The sequence below is a fragment of the Streptomyces sp. NPDC060028 genome (assembly GCF_042736725.1).
Lineage (GTDB): Bacteria > Actinomycetota > Actinomycetes > Streptomycetales > Streptomycetaceae > Streptomyces.
In genome coordinates this window covers 1-18,387 of sequence record NZ_JBHWVJ010000091.1, presented here as the reverse complement: position 1 = coordinate 18,387, position 18,387 = coordinate 1, and the positions used below count along the sequence as shown (strand labels likewise).

Below are 18,387 nucleotides of genomic sequence, written 5' to 3'. Positions count from 1 at the left end.
CCGCCCGGGCTCAGTGCTCCTCGCCTGCGACGAGGAGTTCGCCCACCGCGTCCCTGAGGGCGGCGCGGGCGGGGGCGGGCATGCCGGCGTCGGTCACGAACCAGTCGGCCTGATCGAGCGCGGCGAAGCCACTGAGCCCGACCACTCCCCACTTGGTGTGGTCGGCCACGACGGCGACCCGCCGCGCCGAGGCGACCAGTGCCCGGTTGGTCTGGGCCTCCATGAGGTTGGGGGTGGTCAGCCCGGCCTCCGGGGCCACCCCGTGGGCACCGAGGACGAGCAGGTCCACGTGGATGGAGGCGATCGCGAGGTCGGCGAGCGGGCCGACCAGCGCCGCCGAGGGGGTGGGGGAGCCGCCGGTGAGCAGCAGGGTGGGGGCCCCGGCTCCCGGGTCCCGGCCGGCGGCCCGTACCAGTTCCGCCACCGGGAGGGAGTTCGTGACGATCGTGAGCCGCGGGACGCCGAGGAGCCGGGCGGCGACCGCGTGCGCGGTGGTGCCACCGGAGATCGCGACCACGCTGCCGGGTTCCACCAGGGCCGCGGCCGTGTCCGCGATGGCGGCCTTGGCGTCGCCCTCAAGATCGGACTTCGCGTCGAATCCGGGCTCGTGCCCGCTGGCCCCGGCCGGGGCGACGGCCCCGCCGTAGACCTTCTCCACGGCGCCGCGCCGGGCGAGGGCGTCCAGGTCCCGGCGGATGGTCATGTCCGAGACACCGAGCTGACCGACCAGGTCCGCCACGCGTACCGCGCCGTCGCGCCGGACCGCGTCCAGGATGATCGCGCGTCGCTGGTGGGCCAGTTGGGCAGCCTGCTCGGCCACGGGTCACTCTCCCGGGTATCGGCGGATCCGGTCGGAAGGCAGCAAGATAGCACGGGCATGTTGTTGAATCATGAGGAAAATCAGGCTTCAGTCTAGCGGATCATGTTTGAAGTTGTTTATTCTTGGTGGGTGAAGAAGACACTCGCGAAACTCGCGGACGGCCGTGAACTGATCTACTTCGACAGCGACGAGAACGCCGTGCGCGACGCGCCGGACCTGCGCCCGCTGGACCGCGTACGCAGCCGGCCGGAACTGCGGCGGGACGAGGCGACCGGCGACTGGATCACCATCGCCTCCCACCGGCAGGACCGCACCTACCGGCCGCCCGTCGGCGCCTGCCCGCTCTGCCCCTCCAGGGACGGCCGGCTCAGCGAAATCCCCGCCGACGACTACGAGGTGGCGGTCTTCGAGAATCGCTTCCCCTCGCTCGCCGGCACGGCCGGACGCTGCGAGGTCGTGTGCTTCACCCCGGAGCACGAGGCCCGGTTCGCCGACCTCACCCCGGCCGCGGCCCGCCTGGTCCTCGACGCATGGACCGACCGCACCGCGGAGCTCTCCGCGCTCCCCGGCGTGGAGCAGGTGTACTGCTTCGAGAACCGCGGGCCCGAGATCGGGGTGACGCTCGCCCACCCGCACGGTCAGATCTACGCCTTCTCCCACGCCACCCCGCGCACCGTCAAGATGACCGCCGCAGCGGCCGCCCACCGCGCCGCCACCGGACGCAACCTCTTCGAGGACCTGCTGGCGGACGCCCGCGCCGCCACCGAGCGCGTGGTGACGGCGGGGGAGCACTGGACCGCCTTCGTGCCCTACGCCGCCCGCTGGCCGTACGAGGTGCACCTTTACCCGCACCGCCGCGTCCCCGACCTGACCTGCCTCACCGAGGCGGAGCGGGCCGAGTTCCCGGGCATCTACCTGGACCTGCTGCGCCGCTTCGACCGGCTGTTCCCCCTGGCCGGGGACCCGGAGCGGGCGGTCCCCGCACCGTACATCTCGGCCTGGCACCAGGCGCCCCGTACCCAGGGCGCGGAACTGGCCCTGCACCTGGAGCTGTTCACCGTCCGCCGGACCCCGGACAAGCTCAAGTTCCTCGCGGGGACGGAGTCCGGGATGGAAGCCTTCATGAACGACGTGGCCCCCGAGGCGGCCGCGCTGCAACTGCGGGAGGCCCGGTCGTGAACCAGACGCTCGAATGGGACGAAGACAGCCGGGCGGAGCGGGCCGCGGACACCTTCCGAAGGCTCTTCGGCGGCCCCCCGGACGGGATGTGGGCGGCGCCGGGCCGGGTCAACCTGATCGGCGAACACACCGACTACAACGACGGGTTCGCCCTGCCGATGGCCCTCCCGCACACCACCCTGCTCGCCGCGCGCGCCCGTACGGACGGCCGGCTGCGGCTGCACAGCGCGCAGGGCGACGGCCGGATCACCGACCTGGCGGTGGCCGCGCTGGACCCCGACGCCGTGACGGGCTGGGCCGCCTACCCGGCGGGCGTGGTCTGGGCACTCGCCGAGGCGGGACACCCGGTCGGGGGCGCCGATCTCCACTTCGACAGCACCGTGCCCACCGGCGCCGGCCTCTCCTCGTCCGCCGCGCTGGAGTGCGCGGTCGCCGTCGCGTACGACGATCTGTACGGACTGCGCCTGCCCGGGCCCGAACTGGCCCGGATCGCCCAGCGTGCGGAGAACGCCTTCGCCGGCGTCCCCTGCGGAATCATGGACCAGATGGCCTCCGTCTGCTGCACCGCCGGGGCCGCCCTCCATCTCGACGCCCGCAGCCCGCAGGACCACCGGCAGGTGCCCTTCGACCTCCAGGGCCAGGGGCTCCGACTGCTGGTGATCGACACCCGGGTCTCCCACGACCTCGGCGACGGGGCGTACGCCGCCCTGCGCGCGGGCTGCGAACGCGCGGCCGCCCTGCTCGGCCTGCCCGCCCTGCGCGATCTGCCCCCCGGGGAACTGGCGCGGGCCCTGCGGATCCTGCCGGCGGAACTCGCGCCCCTGGTACGCCATGTGGTGACCGAGAACGCCCGGGTCGCCGAGGCGGTCTCCCGCCTGCGGGAGGGCGATGTCGCGGCCCTCGGCCCGATCCTCACCGCCGGCCACGCTTCGCTCCGTGACGACTACCGCGTCTCCTGCCCGGAGACCGACCTCGCCGTGACCGCCGCGCTGGGCGCCGGGGCGCTCGGAGCCCGTATGACGGGCGGCGGATTCGGAGGTTCCGTCATCGCACTGGTGGAAGCCGGACAGGAGGACGCGGTGGGCGTATCCGTCACGACCGCCTTCGGCGCCGCCGGCCACCGCCCCCCGCGCATCCTCTGCGTCACCCCGGCCGCGGGCGCCCACCGCCTCGCGCCCCCACTCGGGACGCGGTAGCCGGGCGAGCGGGACACAAAAGTGCGTCCGGAACAGGGATGCGGCGGGCTGTGCGTATGGCGCCCGCCGCGCCCGAGACGGACGGCGCAGCACCGGGAGACCATGGGCCCCACAGGCACGCCACGCCATAGGTAAAGATCACCTCCCCGGGCTCAGTCGTGATCTCCACGGCGCCGGAATCATCCTCGGGGGTCGTGAGCCTCGTAAGCCGGAATGCCGATGGATGGCTGCCGTGACACGCTGAGACGGGGGATCCCGCCGGTCTCGGCATGCCAGGCCGGCTCTGCAACCCATGGAGATCGAAATGGCCAGTGACGCCAGCAGACCCCGCGAAAGCAACGCACACCCGAGTCCCTGGCACGCGCCCACATCCGGTACCACCGTCCTGGCAGCTGCCTTCATGATCTTCGGTGGGGCGATGGCGCTCCTCGAAGGGATCGCGGCCGTCGCCAAGGACGACCTGTTCCTCGCGACGCGCCACTACGTGTTCGAATTCAGCCTGGCGGGCTGGGGCTGGGTACACGTCATTCTGGGCATCCTCCTCATCTTCGCCGGCTGCGCCGTGATCAGCGGCGCCCTGTGGGCGCGCTTCTTCGGTGTCACCGTTGCCGGGCTGGGCGCGATCGCCAATTTCCTGTGGGTGCCGTACTACCCCTTGTGGGCCATGGTGCTGGTCGCCGTCAACCTCTTCATCGTCTGGGCGCTTTGCGCGGGTATGCACAGAGAAGTGGACGCGGCCCCGACCCCCTGACCGAAGGCCCTGCGTGAGGGGCGTGCGCGGGTGTGTAGGGGCGTGAAGCGAAGCGAATGCGACCTTTCCAGAAAATTTCTGGGGACCGGCGTGCACGATCGGGCGTCTTTTCCGATGGGGTGGTGCCTGGGAGCACTTGATGCTCCGTGGCTGCCGGACCGGGGGCAGGCAGGCCCGTTCCGTTCACTTCACCGGAAGGTTTCGCATCGACGTGAATGTTGTTGAGATGGTCGCCCTCGTCCTGATAATCGCCACTGTGGTCGGTGTGGTCGCCGGTGACGTGACCAGGGTGGTGCGGCGCCTGCTGGGCGCGGGGGTTCGGCCGGGGGCGCCTGAGCTCTCGGCCGGCCGCCGCCGTGCCGTCCGCGTACCCCGCCACCGTGAGGTGTCAGCCGCTTGTCCGGGTGGTGATGAGCAGCTGTGGGGGAGTGTGTGAGCGAAGGCGAGTTCGACCCCTCGGGGGACAAGGTGGTCTCCAGCGTGCTGGCCGGTGTCCTGCCGGTGGAGTTCACCGCTTTCCATTCTCAGCAGCACCGCGCCTATCTGCGCTATGCGCACCTTCAGTTGGGTTCGCGTCAGGATGCCGAGGATGTTGTCGATGACGTGTTCACCTTCTTGTTGAAGGTGTGGCGTCAGGCTTTGAAGGAGGCGAGCCTCCACGGCTTCGCGTGGGCGGTGTTGCGTGAGCATGTCGAGCGGCGGCTGACGGTCTTGGGCCGGCCGAGGGCCATGGTGGAGACAGCTTGGTTCGCTGCATTACGTCGCTCTTCCAGAGAGCGGATGGAGTTGCTGGAGTCCAAACTCGGCCTGTACGCGGCGATCGCGGGCCTGTCCGAGCGGCATTACGACGTGGTGCTGCTGGCGTTCCTGCTGGGCTACGACTACGACACGGTCGCCCGGATGATGGGGATTTCCCCCGCCACGGTCCGATCGCACATCCGAGGAGCACGTCGAACCCTGTCCCAGAAACTCGGGGTGGCCTGGGCGCCTGGAGAGGAGAAGGACCAGTGAGCGATGTGACTCGGGACCGCGACGGCGTGATGTGGAAGGAGTTGGACGCAGCACTGGAGGAGGCGCTGGTACTGGTGGAGGAGTACGCCGGCTACGACGAGGGCGCGGCCCGGCGTCGGATCGCCCGCCGGATCGCCGCGGACCGTGCCCGCTCGGCGACCGGGACCACCGGCGGCGGCGCCACGCCGGCGGCGGGGCCGGTGGCGTCGGACGACCTCGTACTGGACGCCGCCTGCCATGTGCGGGCGGCGCGGGGCCTGGACGACATGGCGTGGTCCCTGGTGGAAAGCAGGGCCTTCGCCGAGCTCGCCCTGGACGCCGACTCATGGCCCCACGGGGTGGACTCGGCCCTGCTGTTCGCCTGCCTCCTGCACCTGGCCGACCGGATGGAGGGTGCACAGTTCTGGTTCCAGTACGCGGCCGGGGCCGGCTCGCAGACCGCGGCCCAGTGCCTGTACCTCCACCACCTCGCTCGCGCCGAAGTCGCCACGGCCCGCCACTGGATGCGCCAGGCCAAGACACTGTCCGCGGATGAACACCTGCCGCCCCTGCCGCAGATCCCGGCAGGCCTCGAGGCGGCACTGAGCGCGTCGGTCATCTGGACGTCCCCACCCATCACCACCCAGGACCTCACCGTCCTCACCACCGGGCCGGGACGGGCGGGGCGGCCCCCGTACCGGCTGCCCGCACGACTGCGACGCGCCGTTACGGCGTGGCTCTGGTCCGAGGATCCGGACTTAGGCGAGATCCCGCTCCCCGGCCCGCAGATCGCGGTGGCCATCGCCCAGCACGCACGCCTCAACCCGCTGCACCTGGCGGACGAGGCGAACGTATGGACGCTTGACGCACTGAAACAGCCACAGCTGGCACACGCCGCCCGAACCTCTCCGGAAGGGCGCCGTCCAGCACCGGCCGCGCTGGAATCCGTCCACCAGGCGCTCCGGGTCCTCGAGGCCGTCAATCGCTACTCGGGCGGCGTGAGCCTGACGCAGATCGCCCGCGAAACCCAGCTGCCCCAACTGATCCTGGCCCGGACCATGGAACAGCTGATCCGGGCGAACCTGGCCACCGCCATCGCACCCGACGCGTATGTCGCCGGCGCGGCCCTGCTGCTGACCGGATCAGTCGACGAGGACGGGCGGGGGCGTCTGCGGGAGACCCTCGCCTGGGTCCGGGATGCGGTCGGCGCCGCCGTGTACGTCGCCCGCTATGCCGACGGCGAGGTTTCCATCAGCCAGTACGCCGATGGCCCTGCCGCGCCGGTGGTGGAGGAGTGGGTGGACTTCCGTGCCGCCGCACACGCCTCGGCGGTTGGCAAGGCGCTGCTGACACAGCTCGACTACGACGGCCGAATGGACCACCTGTCCCGCCACAAGCCCGTCCGGTTCACCTCCCGCACCCTCACGAACCCGCAGGCCCTCTTCCACCAACTCGACACACGACAGGCGAACGCCCCGCTGCTCGACATGCAGGAGTACGCACTGGGTACGGTGTGCGCGGCGGTCCCGATCACCGCAGGCCCGAACCCCGAGTGCGTGGCCCTGTCCATCCCCGCCACGGACCCGCGCCGCCTGAGGCAGGCCGCCCGGATCCTGCAAAGCGAAGCCGCCGCGGTCCTGCTCGCTCTCATCGTCTCCGGCAGCGCCCACAGCACACCACGAAGGGAAGAAGAGACCGCTCTCGAAGAGGGCAGCGCAGCACAACCGCATTGGACACCGCAGGCCGGCGCCGGCGAACCAGGGAGCAGCATCCTGACCTCAACCGCCTGACCACCACTCGACGGTGACGGTTTCCGTCGCCGCTACGGACGGGCCTACCGCGTACAGCGCGGTAGGCCCGTCCGCTGCTTTCCGCCGTCGGAGCAGCCTGACCGGCGGCTGCGGGATCACGGCGCCAGGCCTCCTCCCCGAGGAGGAGGGCCGACCGGGGCGAGAGTCCCGGCGGGAGAGGTGGGCGGGACCAGGGGCCTCGGCCACGCAGGCGATGTGCCGTACCAGGGCCGGTTCCTAGCCTCGGGGCATGCGATCACACGTACCCGGCCGCCCGAGGAGATCCGTGAGCATCCCCGGCCCCGCCGCTCGCCGCGCCTTCGCCGTGAGCCTCGTCCTCGCCGCCTGCCTCACCACTTCCCCCGCCCTGGCCGCAACCGCCCAGGCCCCCGCCAGGGACGGCTCCGCGGCCGGGCTCGACCGGTACTACCGGCAGCACCTCGGCTGGGGCAGCTGCGTCAAGGGCCCCGCCGACACTGCGGGCCGCGATCTGGACAAGGCCGGCGTGCAGTGCGCGGACCTGACCGTGCCGCTGGACTACGCCGACCCCGCGGGGCGCACGACCACGGTGGCGATGTCCCGCCTCAAGGCGACCGACACCCGCCACCGCATCGGCTCGATCCTGCTGAACAACGGCGGCCCGGGCGGACCCTCGGTCGAGTCACCGCCGGACGTCCGCAAGGCGATGAAGGACGTCGGGGCGCGCTACGACATCATCGGCTTCGACCCGCGCTTCGTCGGCCGCAGCACCCCACTGGACTGCGGCTGGCCCGTCGGGGTGGCCTGGTTCTCGGCCGGAACCAGCCGGGCGGCCTTCGACCGCCAGGTCACCCTGCAGAAGAGCCTGGCCGACAAGTGCCGTGCAGCCGGCGCCTCGGTGCTCCCGCACATCAGTACCCGCAACACGGCCCGTGACATGGACGTCATCCGCGGCGCGCTCGGCGAGCGGAAGATTTCCTACCTGGGCTACTCGTACGGCACCTACTTGGGCACGGTCTACACGCAAATGTTCCCCGGCCGCTACGACCGGGTGGTGCTCGACGGGGCGATCAACCCTGGCGACTACCGCCCCCGGCTCTTGAAGGGTTCCGAGCGCGAGAACGAGAAGGCGCTCTCCGACTGGGCCGCCTGGGCGGCGGAGCGCCACGACACCTACGGCCTCGGCCGCACCCGTGCGGAGGTGCTCGCCACCGTGGACCGCGTGGTGGCGGCGTCCGCGCGCAGCCCGCTGACCGTCGGTGTCGGCGCCGATGCCTTCCGGATCGACGACAGCCAGGTACCGGTTCTCCTCTTCACGGGCATCGGGGACGACGCCGACCCGACGCGGGCATTCCTCGGCGAGCAGCTTTCCGTACTGCACATGGCCGCAGAGGGAGCGGCGCCGACCACGCTGTCACCGAGGTTCGCCGCGACGCTTCGATACATGCTCCACGGCGGGGCCGAGCCCTCCGGCGTGCAGCTCGCGATCATCTGCGGGGACGTGGCCGCCCCGCACGATCCCCAGCTCTACTGGCGTGACATCGAGCGCAACCGGGCCGCGCACCCGCTGTTCGGCCCACTGACCAACAACATCGGCCCCTGCGCCTTCTGGGACCGGCCGCGCGAGGAGCCCACCCAGGTACGGCGCGACGTCTCGGCGCTGATCGTGGCCGCCACCGGCGACCCGCGCACCACGTACAAGGGCAGCGTCGAACTGCACAGCCTGCTGCCGAGCTCCAGGCTGGTCACCCTTGAGGGCGCCAACCGACACGCCCTCTTCGGGCGCTACGGCAACACGTGCGTGGACAACGAGGTCAACAGGTACCTGGCCACCGGCAAACTGCCGACGAAGGACCAGACCTGCGTCAAACAGGCTGGGTGAGGGCTGTCCGTAAACGATTGCAACCTGCCGTCCAGTACGGTGCTTCCCGCCGGGCACCGGCGCGGCGAGCGGGCCGTGCCCTAACGTGCAGCCCCGTCCACGTTCCATTCCCGCGGCAGTTCCTCGTCACAGAAAACACACACGAAGTGCTCCTCCCGAACGATGTTGAGCTCACCGCAGGCGGGACAGCGTCGGAACACCACCTCGTGAGTGAAGCCCCAAGGGCGCTCGATCCCGGCCGCGTCCAGAGCCTTCGCGACGGCCGGCCACGAGCTGACATCCGGGCAGTATCCGGTCGACTGGTTACTCACCTCACCGACCACCCACCGCCCGGGCTCCTTGCGGAAGCTCATCTCTCCGGCACTCAGAACGGGGCCACCGCCGGCACACACCACGTGCTCGCTCCGGCGCGGCGCGAGCCGCAGTACACCTGCCGAGTCGATGACGAACGTGAACGGTTCGGCCAGGTCAGCTTCCGTCAGAGCCGAAGCCCAGTCGTCGAAGTCCGTCGCCGAGCGGATGCTCCGACCCTCAGCCTCCGGCCGGACAAGAGCCCGCAGATCAGGCGGTCCCACATACCGATAGCTCGACCCCGGCAAGTTCACGCTGGCCAACCTAACGCCCGCCCGAAGCCAGGGCCTGCGGAATTACGTTTACCACGTCGCCAGGGTGGTGTCACTGCATGGCGGTGCTCCGCCGCAGCAGGGCGTGCCCGGAGGCGGCAGCCGACGGGCGACCTGCCGGACCTGTCAGTGGGGGAACAGCGGCGACACGGCGGCTTCGGAGCTGCTGTTCCAGTACGTCACGCGGGCCTTGTCGTCCACGTGCACGCCGCCCTTCGGCATCTGCAGGAGCACACCCTCGCCCGTGTCGTGGTCGGGGCTCTGACCGTGCGGCGCGAGCGCCATGTTCTTCACCAGGGTGCTGACGTCGTTGTTGCTCTGGCGCAGGAGCAGTCCCGCGTGCGCCTGCTTGCCGGGGGCGAGGGTCACCTCCGTCTGCGGTTTGGAGTTCTCGAAGACCCCCACGAGCCGGCCGTGGCCGTCCTCCAGACGGAGTACCGGACAGGTCCGCAGCTTGCACGGTTTGGTGCTGATGTTGGTGACGGTCAGCAGGAGCTTCGAGTCGTCCTTCGTGGGTGGCACGGCCCACTCCACCTTGACGTCGGTGTAGTCGTCGGGGCAGTTGCCGTCGATGCCCGTGGGGTCGCCCTCGGCCTCGCCCGGACGGCCCGGCGCCGGTGAGGACGCGGAGGCCGGGGGGACGGTCGGCGCGGCGGCGCCGGCCTTGTCGTCGCTCGGCTCGCAGGCCGTGGCGGCCAAGAGCGCGGCGGCGGCGAGGCCAAGGGCGCCGAGAGTCCGGGCATGGGTGGTCCTGCGGAAAACCGCGCTGCGGCGGTCACGCGGCCCATCAGCAACAGACATTGCTGCAGGACGGGCAAGCCGACGTGGCTCTGCTGCACTTGCCATTCGATTCGACGGTCGGACTCGACACCGAAACCCTGTACATCGAGGGACAGGTGGCGATCCTGCCCACCTCCCACCCACTTGCCGGACGCTCTCAGATCCGGGTGGCCGAGGTCACCGCGTTGCCGGAACTCCCGATGGCTCGCTGGCCCGGCCCTGGCGGCAGCTACCCGTAAGGGCCGGGGGCAGAGGTACGGAACCTGACACAGCTCTTCCAGCTCATCGCGCTCGGCCGTACCACCGTGATCCTGCCCGAGTCGGCCGGCACCGACCTGCGCCGGGATCTCGCCGCCGTGACGGTCCTGGATGCTCCGCCCGTGACAACGGTGATCGCCTGGCCGTCGCAGAGCCGACTTCGCGCGGTCGCCGACCTGATCCGCGTGGCAACACGTCTTTGACCGGATGTTCTCTACGGAACCGGCGGTGCCGTGCCGCCCCACCGGAGGGGGGCACGCCGCTCGTCTGGCTCCGCGCCGCCCAGGCAGAGGGGTCTCGCGCCTGTCCATGGTCGGGGTGCCGTCACCGTACAGCGGGCCTATGGTCGCCGTATGGGTGCCGGCCTGTGTGAGTGCTGCGACGCCCGGACGCCCGAGCACGCGGGGGCGGCCGGGCGGCGGGCGGGGGTGCCGGCCGGCGCGGACCTGATGCCGCAGTTTCAGGCCCTGCAGCGGCAGGCACAGCCCACACCCGCGCCCGTCCTCGCCCGGGCCGGCCGCAGCGGTGCGGACCGGGCGCGGACCCGTGCCGGCCGGGCCCGCGGCCTGGACATCAGCGCGGAGGCGGCCCGGAGCCGCTTCGGGCGCATGCGCACCTCCCCGACCGCTGCCCAAGGGCGGTGAGGGCATGCAGCCGCCGGCCGCCTCCCCGGCAGGACCCGGCCTGGAGCCGCTCGACGCCGCCGTGGCCGAGGTGGTCCGGGTCACCGAGGCTTCCGTGGCTCTGCTCTATCTGCTTCCGCCCGGAGAGCGGGTCCTGCACCTGGCGGTGGTGTCGGGAGTCCCCGGGCAGATCACTGCTCCGTGGGCGCGGATCGACCTCGGCGCATCGATCCCGGTCGCGGACGCCATACGGGAGGGGCGCCTGGTGTGGTTGCGCGGCCGGGAGGAGGTCGCGCAACGCTATCCCCGGCTCGGGCTCGTGCTGCCCTATGACTTCATGCTCGCCGCCGCCCCGATCATGAACGGAACCACCGCGTCGGGCGGCCTCGTGCTGCTCTGGCCCATCTGGCGCCCGCCCGAACTGAGCCCGGGCGATCTGGCGGCGGTTGACGCCTTCTGCCGCACGGCGGCCGGGCTGCTGCGGCAGGCCGCCGACAGCGGGCATCCGGCGCCGGCGGTGGACACGCCGCGGGTGCTGCCCCCGCCCAGCTCCCGCGCCCCCGGACGCGACGAGGCGCTGGCCGTGGTCAACTTCGCCGAGCGCCTGCCGGTGGGCTGCTGCGCCATGGACCTGGACGGCCGCATCACGTACATCAACTCCGCCGCGACCGAGCTCGTCGGGGCCGACGCCACGGTCCTGCGGGGTGCCCGGCCCTGGGAGGTGCTGCGGTGGATGCGCGATCCCGTCTTCGAGGAGAATTACCGGGCGGCGGTGATCAGCCGCCAGCCCACGTCTTTCACGGCGCTGCGTCCACCGGCCAAATGGCTGACCTTCCAGCTGTACCCCGACGCTTCCGGTATCAGCGTCCACATCACTCCGACAGCCGCCGCCCCCGAGACGCCAGACGCACGCCGGCATCCGCCGCCGTCCGCGGAGCTGGGCGGCGTGACCTCCCTCTACCATCTGATGCACCTGGCTGCCGCCCTCACCGAGGCCGTCGGGGTGAAAGAGGTCGTCGATCTCGTCGCGGACCAGATCGTGCCCGCATTCGGCCCCCAGGCCTTGGCCCTGCTGACAGCAGAAGAAGGCCGGCTCCGGATCATCGGCCACCGCGGATACACCGCAGAGCTGATGGACCGTTTCGATGCCCAGTCGCTGACCGCCGCCACGCCGACGGCCCGGGTCCTCAGCACCGGTGTGCCCACCTTCTTCGCGAGCTTCGCGGAGCTGGCGCGCGCGTTCCCCTCGGCCGTCCATCAGGACAACATGGCGTCCTGGGCCTTCCTGCCGCTGATCGCCTCCGACCGGGTCGTCGGCTCCCTCGTCCTCGCCTACGACCAGCCCCACCCCTTCACCCCGGCCGAACGCGCCGTACTGACCTCACTGGCGGGCCTCGTCGCCCAGGCACTGGACCGCGCCCGCCTCTACGACACCAAGCACGAGCTCGCCCACACCCTGCAAGCGGTCCTGCTCCCGCACACCCTTCCTCACGTCCAGGGCCTGGACGTGGCCGCCCGCTACCGTCCCGCCGGGCGCGGCATGGAGATCGGAGGCGACTTCTACGACCTCATCCGCCGCGACGACACCACGGTCACCGTCGCGATCGGCGACGTCCAGGGCCACAGCATCACCGCGGCCGCCCTCATGGGCCAGGTCCGCACCGCCGTCCACGCCCACGCCACCGCCGGCACACCCCCCGGCGAGGTCCTCGCCCGCACCAACCGCCTCCTGGTCGACCTCGACCCGGGGCTGTTCACCAGCTGCCTGATCGCCCACATCGACCTCGCACAGCACCGCGCGCAGCTCGCCACCGCCGGACACCCTCCGCCGATCCTGCGCCACGCCGACGGATCCACCGAAGTCCTCCACGTGACCCCTGGCCTGTTGCTGGGCATCGACGCCGACGCCAGCTATCCGACCACCGAAATCCCTCTGCCCCCCGGCAGCATGCTCGCCCTGTACACCGACGGACTCGTCGAAGTCCCCGGCCTGGACATCGGCGACACCACAGCCGACCTCGCCCGCCACCTCGCACACCTCGAAGGCCGGACGATGGACGATGTCGCCGACGCGCTCGTCGAATACGCCACGGCATCCGCGCCGCGCCACGACGACATCGCACTCCTCCTCATCCAGGCCACTCGCGGAGAGTGAAGCCGCGCAGTGGCTTCCGCCGGCCTGCCCCGGCACCCGGCACCGCGATGCCGTTGCCCAGGGGGGGGGTGGAGTTCGGATGCCGAGGAGGCCTCCCGCGCACCGCTCCGCACGGGTTCGGAACGGCCCCGCGGTGGACAGGACCTTAAGATGCCTTGGTTCGACCGGGCAGGACATCGGGGGTGCGTGGCATGAGCGGGTACGGCAACGGCGGGTACGGCAACGGCGGCTATGGCAGCGGCGGGTACGGCGACCCGGCGGGCGGCGCCGCGAACCCGCCGCCGGGACACCCCTACGCTCCACCGGTCCCCCCGCAGGGATACCCGTACGCCCAGTCCGGTCCGCCGCCGGGATACCCGTACGCCCAGTCCGGTCCGCCGCCGGGATACCCGTACGCGCCGGTTCCGCCCCCGCGCGTAGAGCCGTCGCGGGCCCGGAAGATCCTGCGCGGCCTCTACAACCCCCTGTACGCCGCCCAGCGGACCTTCCGCCCCTCACGCCCCGGAATCGTCGACGACCGGGAGGTCAGCAAGCTCCAGTTGTGGCGGACCGGGCTGGGACTCGTAGCCTGGGTGGGCCTGATGGTCACCTACAACGCCGTCGTGAGCGCCTCCGACGTCGAGGGCGTGGCGAGCGAACGCCTCGACCAGAGCTGGTCCAGCGTCCTGGTGCTCGTCTGTACCTTCCCCGTGGTGGTCGGCGCCTTCGTGGCAGCCGCGCGGGACGGGCTGCGCCGGGTGTACCTGCGTCGGGCCCTGCGCCCGCTCGGGTCGGTGTTGGCCATCATGGTGTCCATGGGCACCGCCGCCCTCGCCATGGCCCCGGAGTTGCAGGGTCTGCGGGACGCCGTGGGGCTGCCCGGGAAGATCGTCATCGTCGTGGTGTGCTTCTGGTCGATCGGCTTCGCCCTCTACGGCATCGGACTGTCGCTGGTGCACGTCTTCCGCACCGCCGACATCCACGAAGTGCTGCCGCCGATCCTCGCCGGCGTGCTGGTGTGGGAGATGGCACTCCTGGACGTGATCACCGGGGCCTACGGCCAGGTCCCGACGGGCGCCCGGGTGGTCTTCATCCTCGGCGCCCCCGTCACGGTGACGGCCCTGTCCTGTTGGGAGTTGTACCGGCTGCGGCGCCACCACGGACTCACGCTCCGTACGGCTCTGCGACGCTGACACCTCCCGCGCTCCGAGGACCGCCCAGGAGGCGCTGACCGCGAGCGTGGCCGTCCACCCGCCGATCCCGTCTGCAAGACCTCCCGGGACCCGTACGGGCCGGCGGTCTGTCAGGTCAGCCGGGCCCGACGGGCGCGGACCTCCCCGCGGGTGCCTCAGTCCTCGGCGATCCCGGCCTGGCCGAGTCCGTCGTCCAAGGTGATGCGGATGGTTTCCCCGGAGCCGGCTGCGCCGGCGAGCTCCGCCGCAATCCGGTGGTAGGCCGTGGTGGCCAGAGCCCAGTCGGCTCCCAGGACGGTGGCGGTGGTGCGCGTGTTCCAGAGCTCGATCAGGACGGCGATGAGCGAGCGCCCCGAGAGGGCGGCCTGGATGCGGCCCTCCGTGACGTCCTTTACGGCGGGCGGGGTACGGAAGTGGCCGTGGTTGACGCCGAGGGCGGAGACGAACTCCCAGGTGTCGCGGTGCAGGACCAGCTCGGCCGAGGCCACGCCGGCCGCCTTCAGCAGCAGGACGCCGTGCGTGACCTTCGGGTCCTCGGGCTGGAGTTCGGCCGTCCGTCCGGCGGCAGTGGGCCCGGGCACGGGCCTGGTGGCCGTGCCGCGGTACGCGGCCTCGATGGCGTTCTTCAGGTCGGCCTCCGCCGCCTCGCTCCCGGTCGCCTTCCGCGGATCCTGCCCTTCGGTGTGCTCCATGTTCTCCCCCTGGTCTTCACGGTCGAGCGCTGTCTGCCGCGTGGACGGTTCGGTGATGTCCGCTTCGCCGTCCTGGCCTGCACGGGCGACCGCCCCGGCCTCGGGCGGCGGCTGCTGCGGGACGGCAGCCGGTGCTGTGACTGTGGCGAGGCCGCGCAGGATGCCGGTGAGCTCGAGCAGCTGCCTTATTTCCTCCCGCACTTCCTCCCGGCCCTCGTGCAGGTCGGTGATCATCTTGTCCTGACGGCGGCGCAGCTCCCGGTTCTCCCCGCGCAGCTCGGTGACACCGTTCTGGACGACCTCCTGGATCTCCACGCGGATCTGCGCGAGTTCGCCGTGCAACGCGCGCAGACCCACCGTCGGATCGTCCAGGCGTTCCAACTGCTTGCGTACTTCTCTCAGTTCTCCCAGCGCCGCAACGGACGCCCGATTCCACCGCACGTGACTCCCTGACTACGTTCAGTTGCCGGACCGCTCGTATCTCCCCATGAGCAGCTCAGCCGACACGGCCCTTTCCGGCCCTTCCCTGGCTGGTCGACGACGGGCTGATCGGCGGCGACTGCCGGCCGCGCCACCTGGCCGCAGTTCTGTGTCGAGCCCGCGGGCGGAAGGCGGAAGGCGGAAGGTGGGCACCGCTTCGATCCGTTAACGCCGGGCCATGTTCCGCCGCTTGACGGACCGTGGCCGCACCCTGGAGCTGACCCGCCACGCGTCTCGAACGCGTGGACCTACCGAATCTGGCCAGCGCAGCTCATTGCCGCCAATCCCCGGTGATCTGGCCACAGCTCCCCTGGCCTCCGGCTACACAAGAAGCCAGGGGCTGCCGTCCCCACGCCTCACCGGCTCACCGGCTCACCGGCTCACCAGGAGGAACTACGTGTCATCGCCCTGCGACCCCCAACATGCTCCCGTCGGCGATGTGGGTGCGGCGCTCATGATGATCGACTCTCGGCTCAAGGGCATCCACGACGGCAGGACCGGGGCCGACCCGGAACAACAGGCGCTCGTCGCCCAGTTCACCGCCTCGCTGGGCCCCAGGGGAGTCGATGACGTGCTGGACGGGGCGTGCACGCTCATCTTCATGTTCATGACGTGGCTGCGGAAGGCTCATGAGGAACACGACAAGGACGTCATCGAGTACGTGGTGCCCAACCTCGTGGCCACGCTGCGCAGGATGCCCAAGAGCGTTCGCCCCCAGGCCATCCCCACCATGGCCGGCCTGGTCATCGCTGCAGGCACCGGGCTGAGCCCCAACCTGTGGCGCAAACAGTACGGAGACTGGACCGAGGAGGAGATGAATCCCCTGGAAGCCACCGCCTTCCTGCTCGCGGAGCACATCAACCGCATCACCGAAGACCCCGATTTCGCCAGCCGCCTGATCACCGAAGCCCTGTCCCGTTCGGACGAAGACTGATCTGCCGCATTCTTGGCGAGCAATCGACTTCGCCGAACAGGTCGCGGCCGGAGCGGTAGAACTCGCAGTGGCTGGGGAAGCCGTGGAGCACCACCACGCCCTGACGGCGGAGTCCCGAATGCGGCCGCCGCTGACCGGGAGGGAGGTGCACGCGGCCATGCCCGGCGGCTACGACGGCTACGCCCTGCCTCCCGATCCTCGCCCCGCTGGGCTACGAACACCACTCGTCCGACCGTGTACTGGGTGAGCGGGTCTGGGCCTTGAGTTACTCACGGACCTGAGCGTTCACCGCGGGATGCGCGTCACCGCCGTCCGCGCCCAGGCCCGCGAGCAGGCGCAGCCCGTCCTCGGCCGGGCTGCCGGGGGCCGCGGACAGCACCAGCAGCTCCATGCCTGATGCGTCCGACAGCGCGAAGTTCTCCTGGTGCAGTTCCAGCAGTCCGACCAGCGGGTGCCAAAACGCCTTGCATCCATGTGTGCGGGCGCGCACGTCCGCGCGCGCCCAGAGGCGACGGAAGCGCTCGCTGCCCATCGCCAGCTCGCCGATGAGCGAGGCCAGACGGGGGTCCTCGGGGTATTGGCCGGCGGCCAGGCGCAGGTGCCCGACCACGTCAAGGGTGCAGTTCTCCCAGTCCGCGTAAAGGCCGCGCTCGGTCTCCTCGAGGAAGATGTGCCGGGCGATGTTCAGGCCCGGCATCGGCCGGCCGAAGAGGAGCCCGGCGAGGCGGTTCCCGGCGAGCACGTCCAGGCGGTGGTCCATGATCATCGCGGGTGCGTCGGCGACCAGGTCGAGGACGCGCAGCAGCTCCGGCCGGACCCGCCCGCCCGGCGCCTTCGCACGGCGGCGGCGCTGCCGGGCGAGCCGGTAGAGGTGCCCGCGTTCGGTGTCGTCGAGGCCGAGGACGCGGGCGAGCGCGTCGAGGACCTGCTCGGAGGGCTGGGTCGCGCGGCCCTGCTCCAGGCGTACGTAGTAGTCGACGCTGACTCCGGACAGGTGCGCGACCTCTTCGCGGCGCAGCCCTTCGACCCGGCGGCGGCTGTCGGTGGGGATGCCGACGGCGGCCGGGTCGACCCGGGAACGCCGGGTCCGCAGGAAGCCCGCAAGATCGTCCATCCCCCCAGTATGGCCTCGGTGGTGCCCGCGAAGGTGGTCCTGCCAGTACCAGGAAGTCCCGTCCGATGGAAGAGGCGCCCCTGAATGCCGGGCGCCGCGGCGCCCAGAATCGGAGGCACCTGATCCGAAGGAGTTCCCATGAAGACGCTGATCGTCTACGCCCACCCGGAGCCGAAGTCGCTCAACAGTTCGCTGAAGGACCTCGCGGTGTCCACATTGGAGACCGCCGGGCACGAGGTACGGGTGAGCGATCTGTACGCGATGAACTGGAAGGCGGTCGTCGACGCCGCGGACTACGGCCCCGACGCCTCAACTCCGCTGAAGGTCGCCCTGGACTCGGGCCGGGCCTTCGACGCCGGGACGCTCACCCCGGACGTGCGCGCCGAGCAGGAGAAGCTGTTGTGGGCCGACACGATCATCTTCCAGTTCCCGCTGTGGTGGTACACGATGCCCGCGATCCTCAAAGGCTGGGTGGACCGGGTGTTCACCTACCACTTCGCGTACGGCGTCGGCGAGCACAGCGCCACCAAGTACGGCGAGCGCTTCGGCGAAGGCACCCTCGCGGGCAGGAAGGCCCTGCTGTCGGTGACCGCCGGCGGCCCGGAGTCGCACTACGCCGCGCGCGGGATCAACGGCCCCATCGACGATCTGCTGTTCCCGATCCACCACGGCATCCTCTACTACCCGGGCATCGAGGTGCTGCCGCCGTTCGTGCTGTACGGCACCGACCGGATGACGGCCGAGGACTACCCGGACGTCGCCAAGGCCTGGGAGCAGCGGCTGCTCACCCTGGAGTCGACCGAACCGATCGCGTTCCGGCGGCAGAACTTCGGTGACTACGAGATCCCCTCGCTGCACCTGAAGGAGGGACTGGAGCCCGCGGCCCGCTCAGGTTTCGGGCTGCACGTGCGCGGCTAGGACTTGTCCGGCCGATCATGAGCGGAGCCAGATGGTGAGGGCTGCGGCGGT

15 protein-coding genes and 2 pseudogenes are annotated in these 18,387 nt (G+C 71.1%); 12 read left to right on the top strand and 5 right to left on the bottom strand.

The features are described 5' to 3' along the window. Positions 1-10: 10 nt before the first annotated feature. Entirely contained in the window at positions 11-820 is an 810-nt protein-coding gene (locus ACFWBF_RS31465; protein WP_385607873.1) for a DeoR/GlpR family DNA-binding transcription regulator, read from the bottom strand. A 129-nt stretch (positions 821-949) separates the two neighbouring features. Between ACFWBF_RS31465 and galT the strand changes: the two genes are divergently transcribed. From galT to ACFWBF_RS31435, 6 genes and pseudogenes are all read left to right on the top strand, one after another. Next, the gene (gene galT, locus ACFWBF_RS31460; protein ID WP_385607871.1) at positions 950-1,999 is read left to right on the top strand and encodes a galactose-1-phosphate uridylyltransferase; all 1,050 of its coding nucleotides are present in this window, start codon (positions 950-952) and stop codon (positions 1,997-1,999) included. Further along, positions 1,996-3,195 carry a galactokinase gene (galK, locus tag ACFWBF_RS31455; protein WP_385607869.1) on the top strand — a complete coding sequence of 400 codons (1,200 nt, stop codon included), beginning with the start codon at positions 1,996-1,998 and terminating at the stop codon, positions 3,193-3,195. Before galT ends, galK begins: the two co-directional genes overlap by 4 nt. Before the next feature lie 292 nt (positions 3,196-3,487). Further along, complete coding sequence (locus ACFWBF_RS31450) at positions 3,488-3,946, top strand: hypothetical protein (RefSeq protein ID WP_385607868.1); 459 nt, start codon at positions 3,488-3,490, stop codon at positions 3,944-3,946. A 432-nt stretch (positions 3,947-4,378) separates the two neighbouring features. Continuing rightward, complete coding sequence (locus tag ACFWBF_RS31445) at positions 4,379-4,957, top strand: RNA polymerase sigma factor (RefSeq protein ID WP_385607866.1); 579 nt, start codon at positions 4,379-4,381, stop codon at positions 4,955-4,957. Between the two features lie 863 nt (positions 4,958-5,820). Further along, positions 5,821-6,591, top strand: a pseudogene (locus tag ACFWBF_RS31440) (IclR family transcriptional regulator C-terminal domain-containing protein); the annotation flags it as partial. 385 nt (positions 6,592-6,976) lie between these two features. Beyond that, positions 6,977-8,587 (top strand): alpha/beta fold hydrolase, encoded by a 1,611-nt coding sequence (locus tag ACFWBF_RS31435; RefSeq protein ID WP_385607864.1) that lies wholly within the window; start codon positions 6,977-6,979, stop codon positions 8,585-8,587. 80 nt (positions 8,588-8,667) lie between these two features. Here the strand turns inward: ACFWBF_RS31435 and ACFWBF_RS31430 are convergent, their stop codons facing one another. Both ACFWBF_RS31430 and ACFWBF_RS31425 read right to left on the bottom strand, forming a co-directional pair. Then, positions 8,668-9,201, bottom strand: coding sequence for a hypothetical protein (locus tag ACFWBF_RS31430; RefSeq protein ID WP_385607862.1), 534 nt, complete (start codon positions 9,199-9,201; stop codon positions 8,668-8,670). Between the two features lie 135 nt (positions 9,202-9,336). Further along, positions 9,337-10,011 carry a DUF4232 domain-containing protein gene (locus tag ACFWBF_RS31425; protein WP_385607860.1) on the bottom strand — a complete coding sequence of 225 codons (675 nt, stop codon included), beginning with the start codon at positions 10,009-10,011 and terminating at the stop codon, positions 9,337-9,339. Here ACFWBF_RS31425 and ACFWBF_RS31420 point away from each other — a divergent pair. From ACFWBF_RS31420 to ACFWBF_RS31405, 4 genes and pseudogenes are all read left to right on the top strand, one after another. Continuing rightward, a pseudogene (locus ACFWBF_RS31420) lies at positions 9,999-10,451 on the top strand (LysR substrate-binding domain-containing protein); the annotation flags it as partial. The gene ACFWBF_RS31425 and the pseudogene ACFWBF_RS31420 overlap by 13 nt on opposite strands. A gap of 150 nt (positions 10,452-10,601) precedes the next feature. Further along, positions 10,602-10,892 (top strand): hypothetical protein, encoded by a 291-nt coding sequence (locus ACFWBF_RS31415; RefSeq protein WP_385607858.1) that lies wholly within the window; start codon positions 10,602-10,604, stop codon positions 10,890-10,892. Positions 10,893-10,896: 4 nt separating this feature from the next. Next, entirely contained in the window at positions 10,897-13,026 is a 2,130-nt protein-coding gene (locus ACFWBF_RS31410; protein ID WP_385607856.1) for a SpoIIE family protein phosphatase, read from the top strand. 191 nt (positions 13,027-13,217) lie between these two features. Next, positions 13,218-14,198 carry a hypothetical protein gene (locus ACFWBF_RS31405; RefSeq protein ID WP_385607855.1) on the top strand — a complete coding sequence of 327 codons (981 nt, stop codon included), beginning with the start codon at positions 13,218-13,220 and terminating at the stop codon, positions 14,196-14,198. A gap of 155 nt (positions 14,199-14,353) precedes the next feature. Here ACFWBF_RS31405 and ACFWBF_RS31400 read toward each other — a convergent pair whose 3' ends face one another. Further along, positions 14,354-15,271 (bottom strand): hypothetical protein, encoded by a 918-nt coding sequence (locus ACFWBF_RS31400; RefSeq protein WP_385607853.1) that lies wholly within the window; start codon positions 15,269-15,271, stop codon positions 14,354-14,356. Between the two features lie 496 nt (positions 15,272-15,767). Between ACFWBF_RS31400 and ACFWBF_RS31395 the strand changes: the two genes are divergently transcribed. Continuing rightward, the gene (locus ACFWBF_RS31395; RefSeq protein ID WP_385607852.1) at positions 15,768-16,304 is read left to right on the top strand and encodes a hypothetical protein; all 537 of its coding nucleotides are present in this window, start codon (positions 15,768-15,770) and stop codon (positions 16,302-16,304) included. Positions 16,305-16,569: 265 nt separating this feature from the next. Here ACFWBF_RS31395 and ACFWBF_RS31390 read toward each other — a convergent pair whose 3' ends face one another. Further along, entirely contained in the window at positions 16,570-17,418 is an 849-nt protein-coding gene (locus tag ACFWBF_RS31390) for a helix-turn-helix transcriptional regulator (protein ID WP_385607850.1), read from the bottom strand. 138 nt (positions 17,419-17,556) lie between these two features. Here ACFWBF_RS31390 and ACFWBF_RS31385 point away from each other — a divergent pair, with 138 nt between their 5' ends. After that, positions 17,557-18,336: an NAD(P)H-dependent oxidoreductase gene (locus tag ACFWBF_RS31385; protein ID WP_385607848.1), complete on the top strand. Its 780-nt coding sequence runs from the start codon at positions 17,557-17,559 to the stop codon at positions 18,334-18,336. Positions 18,337-18,387: the final 51 nt, after the last annotated feature.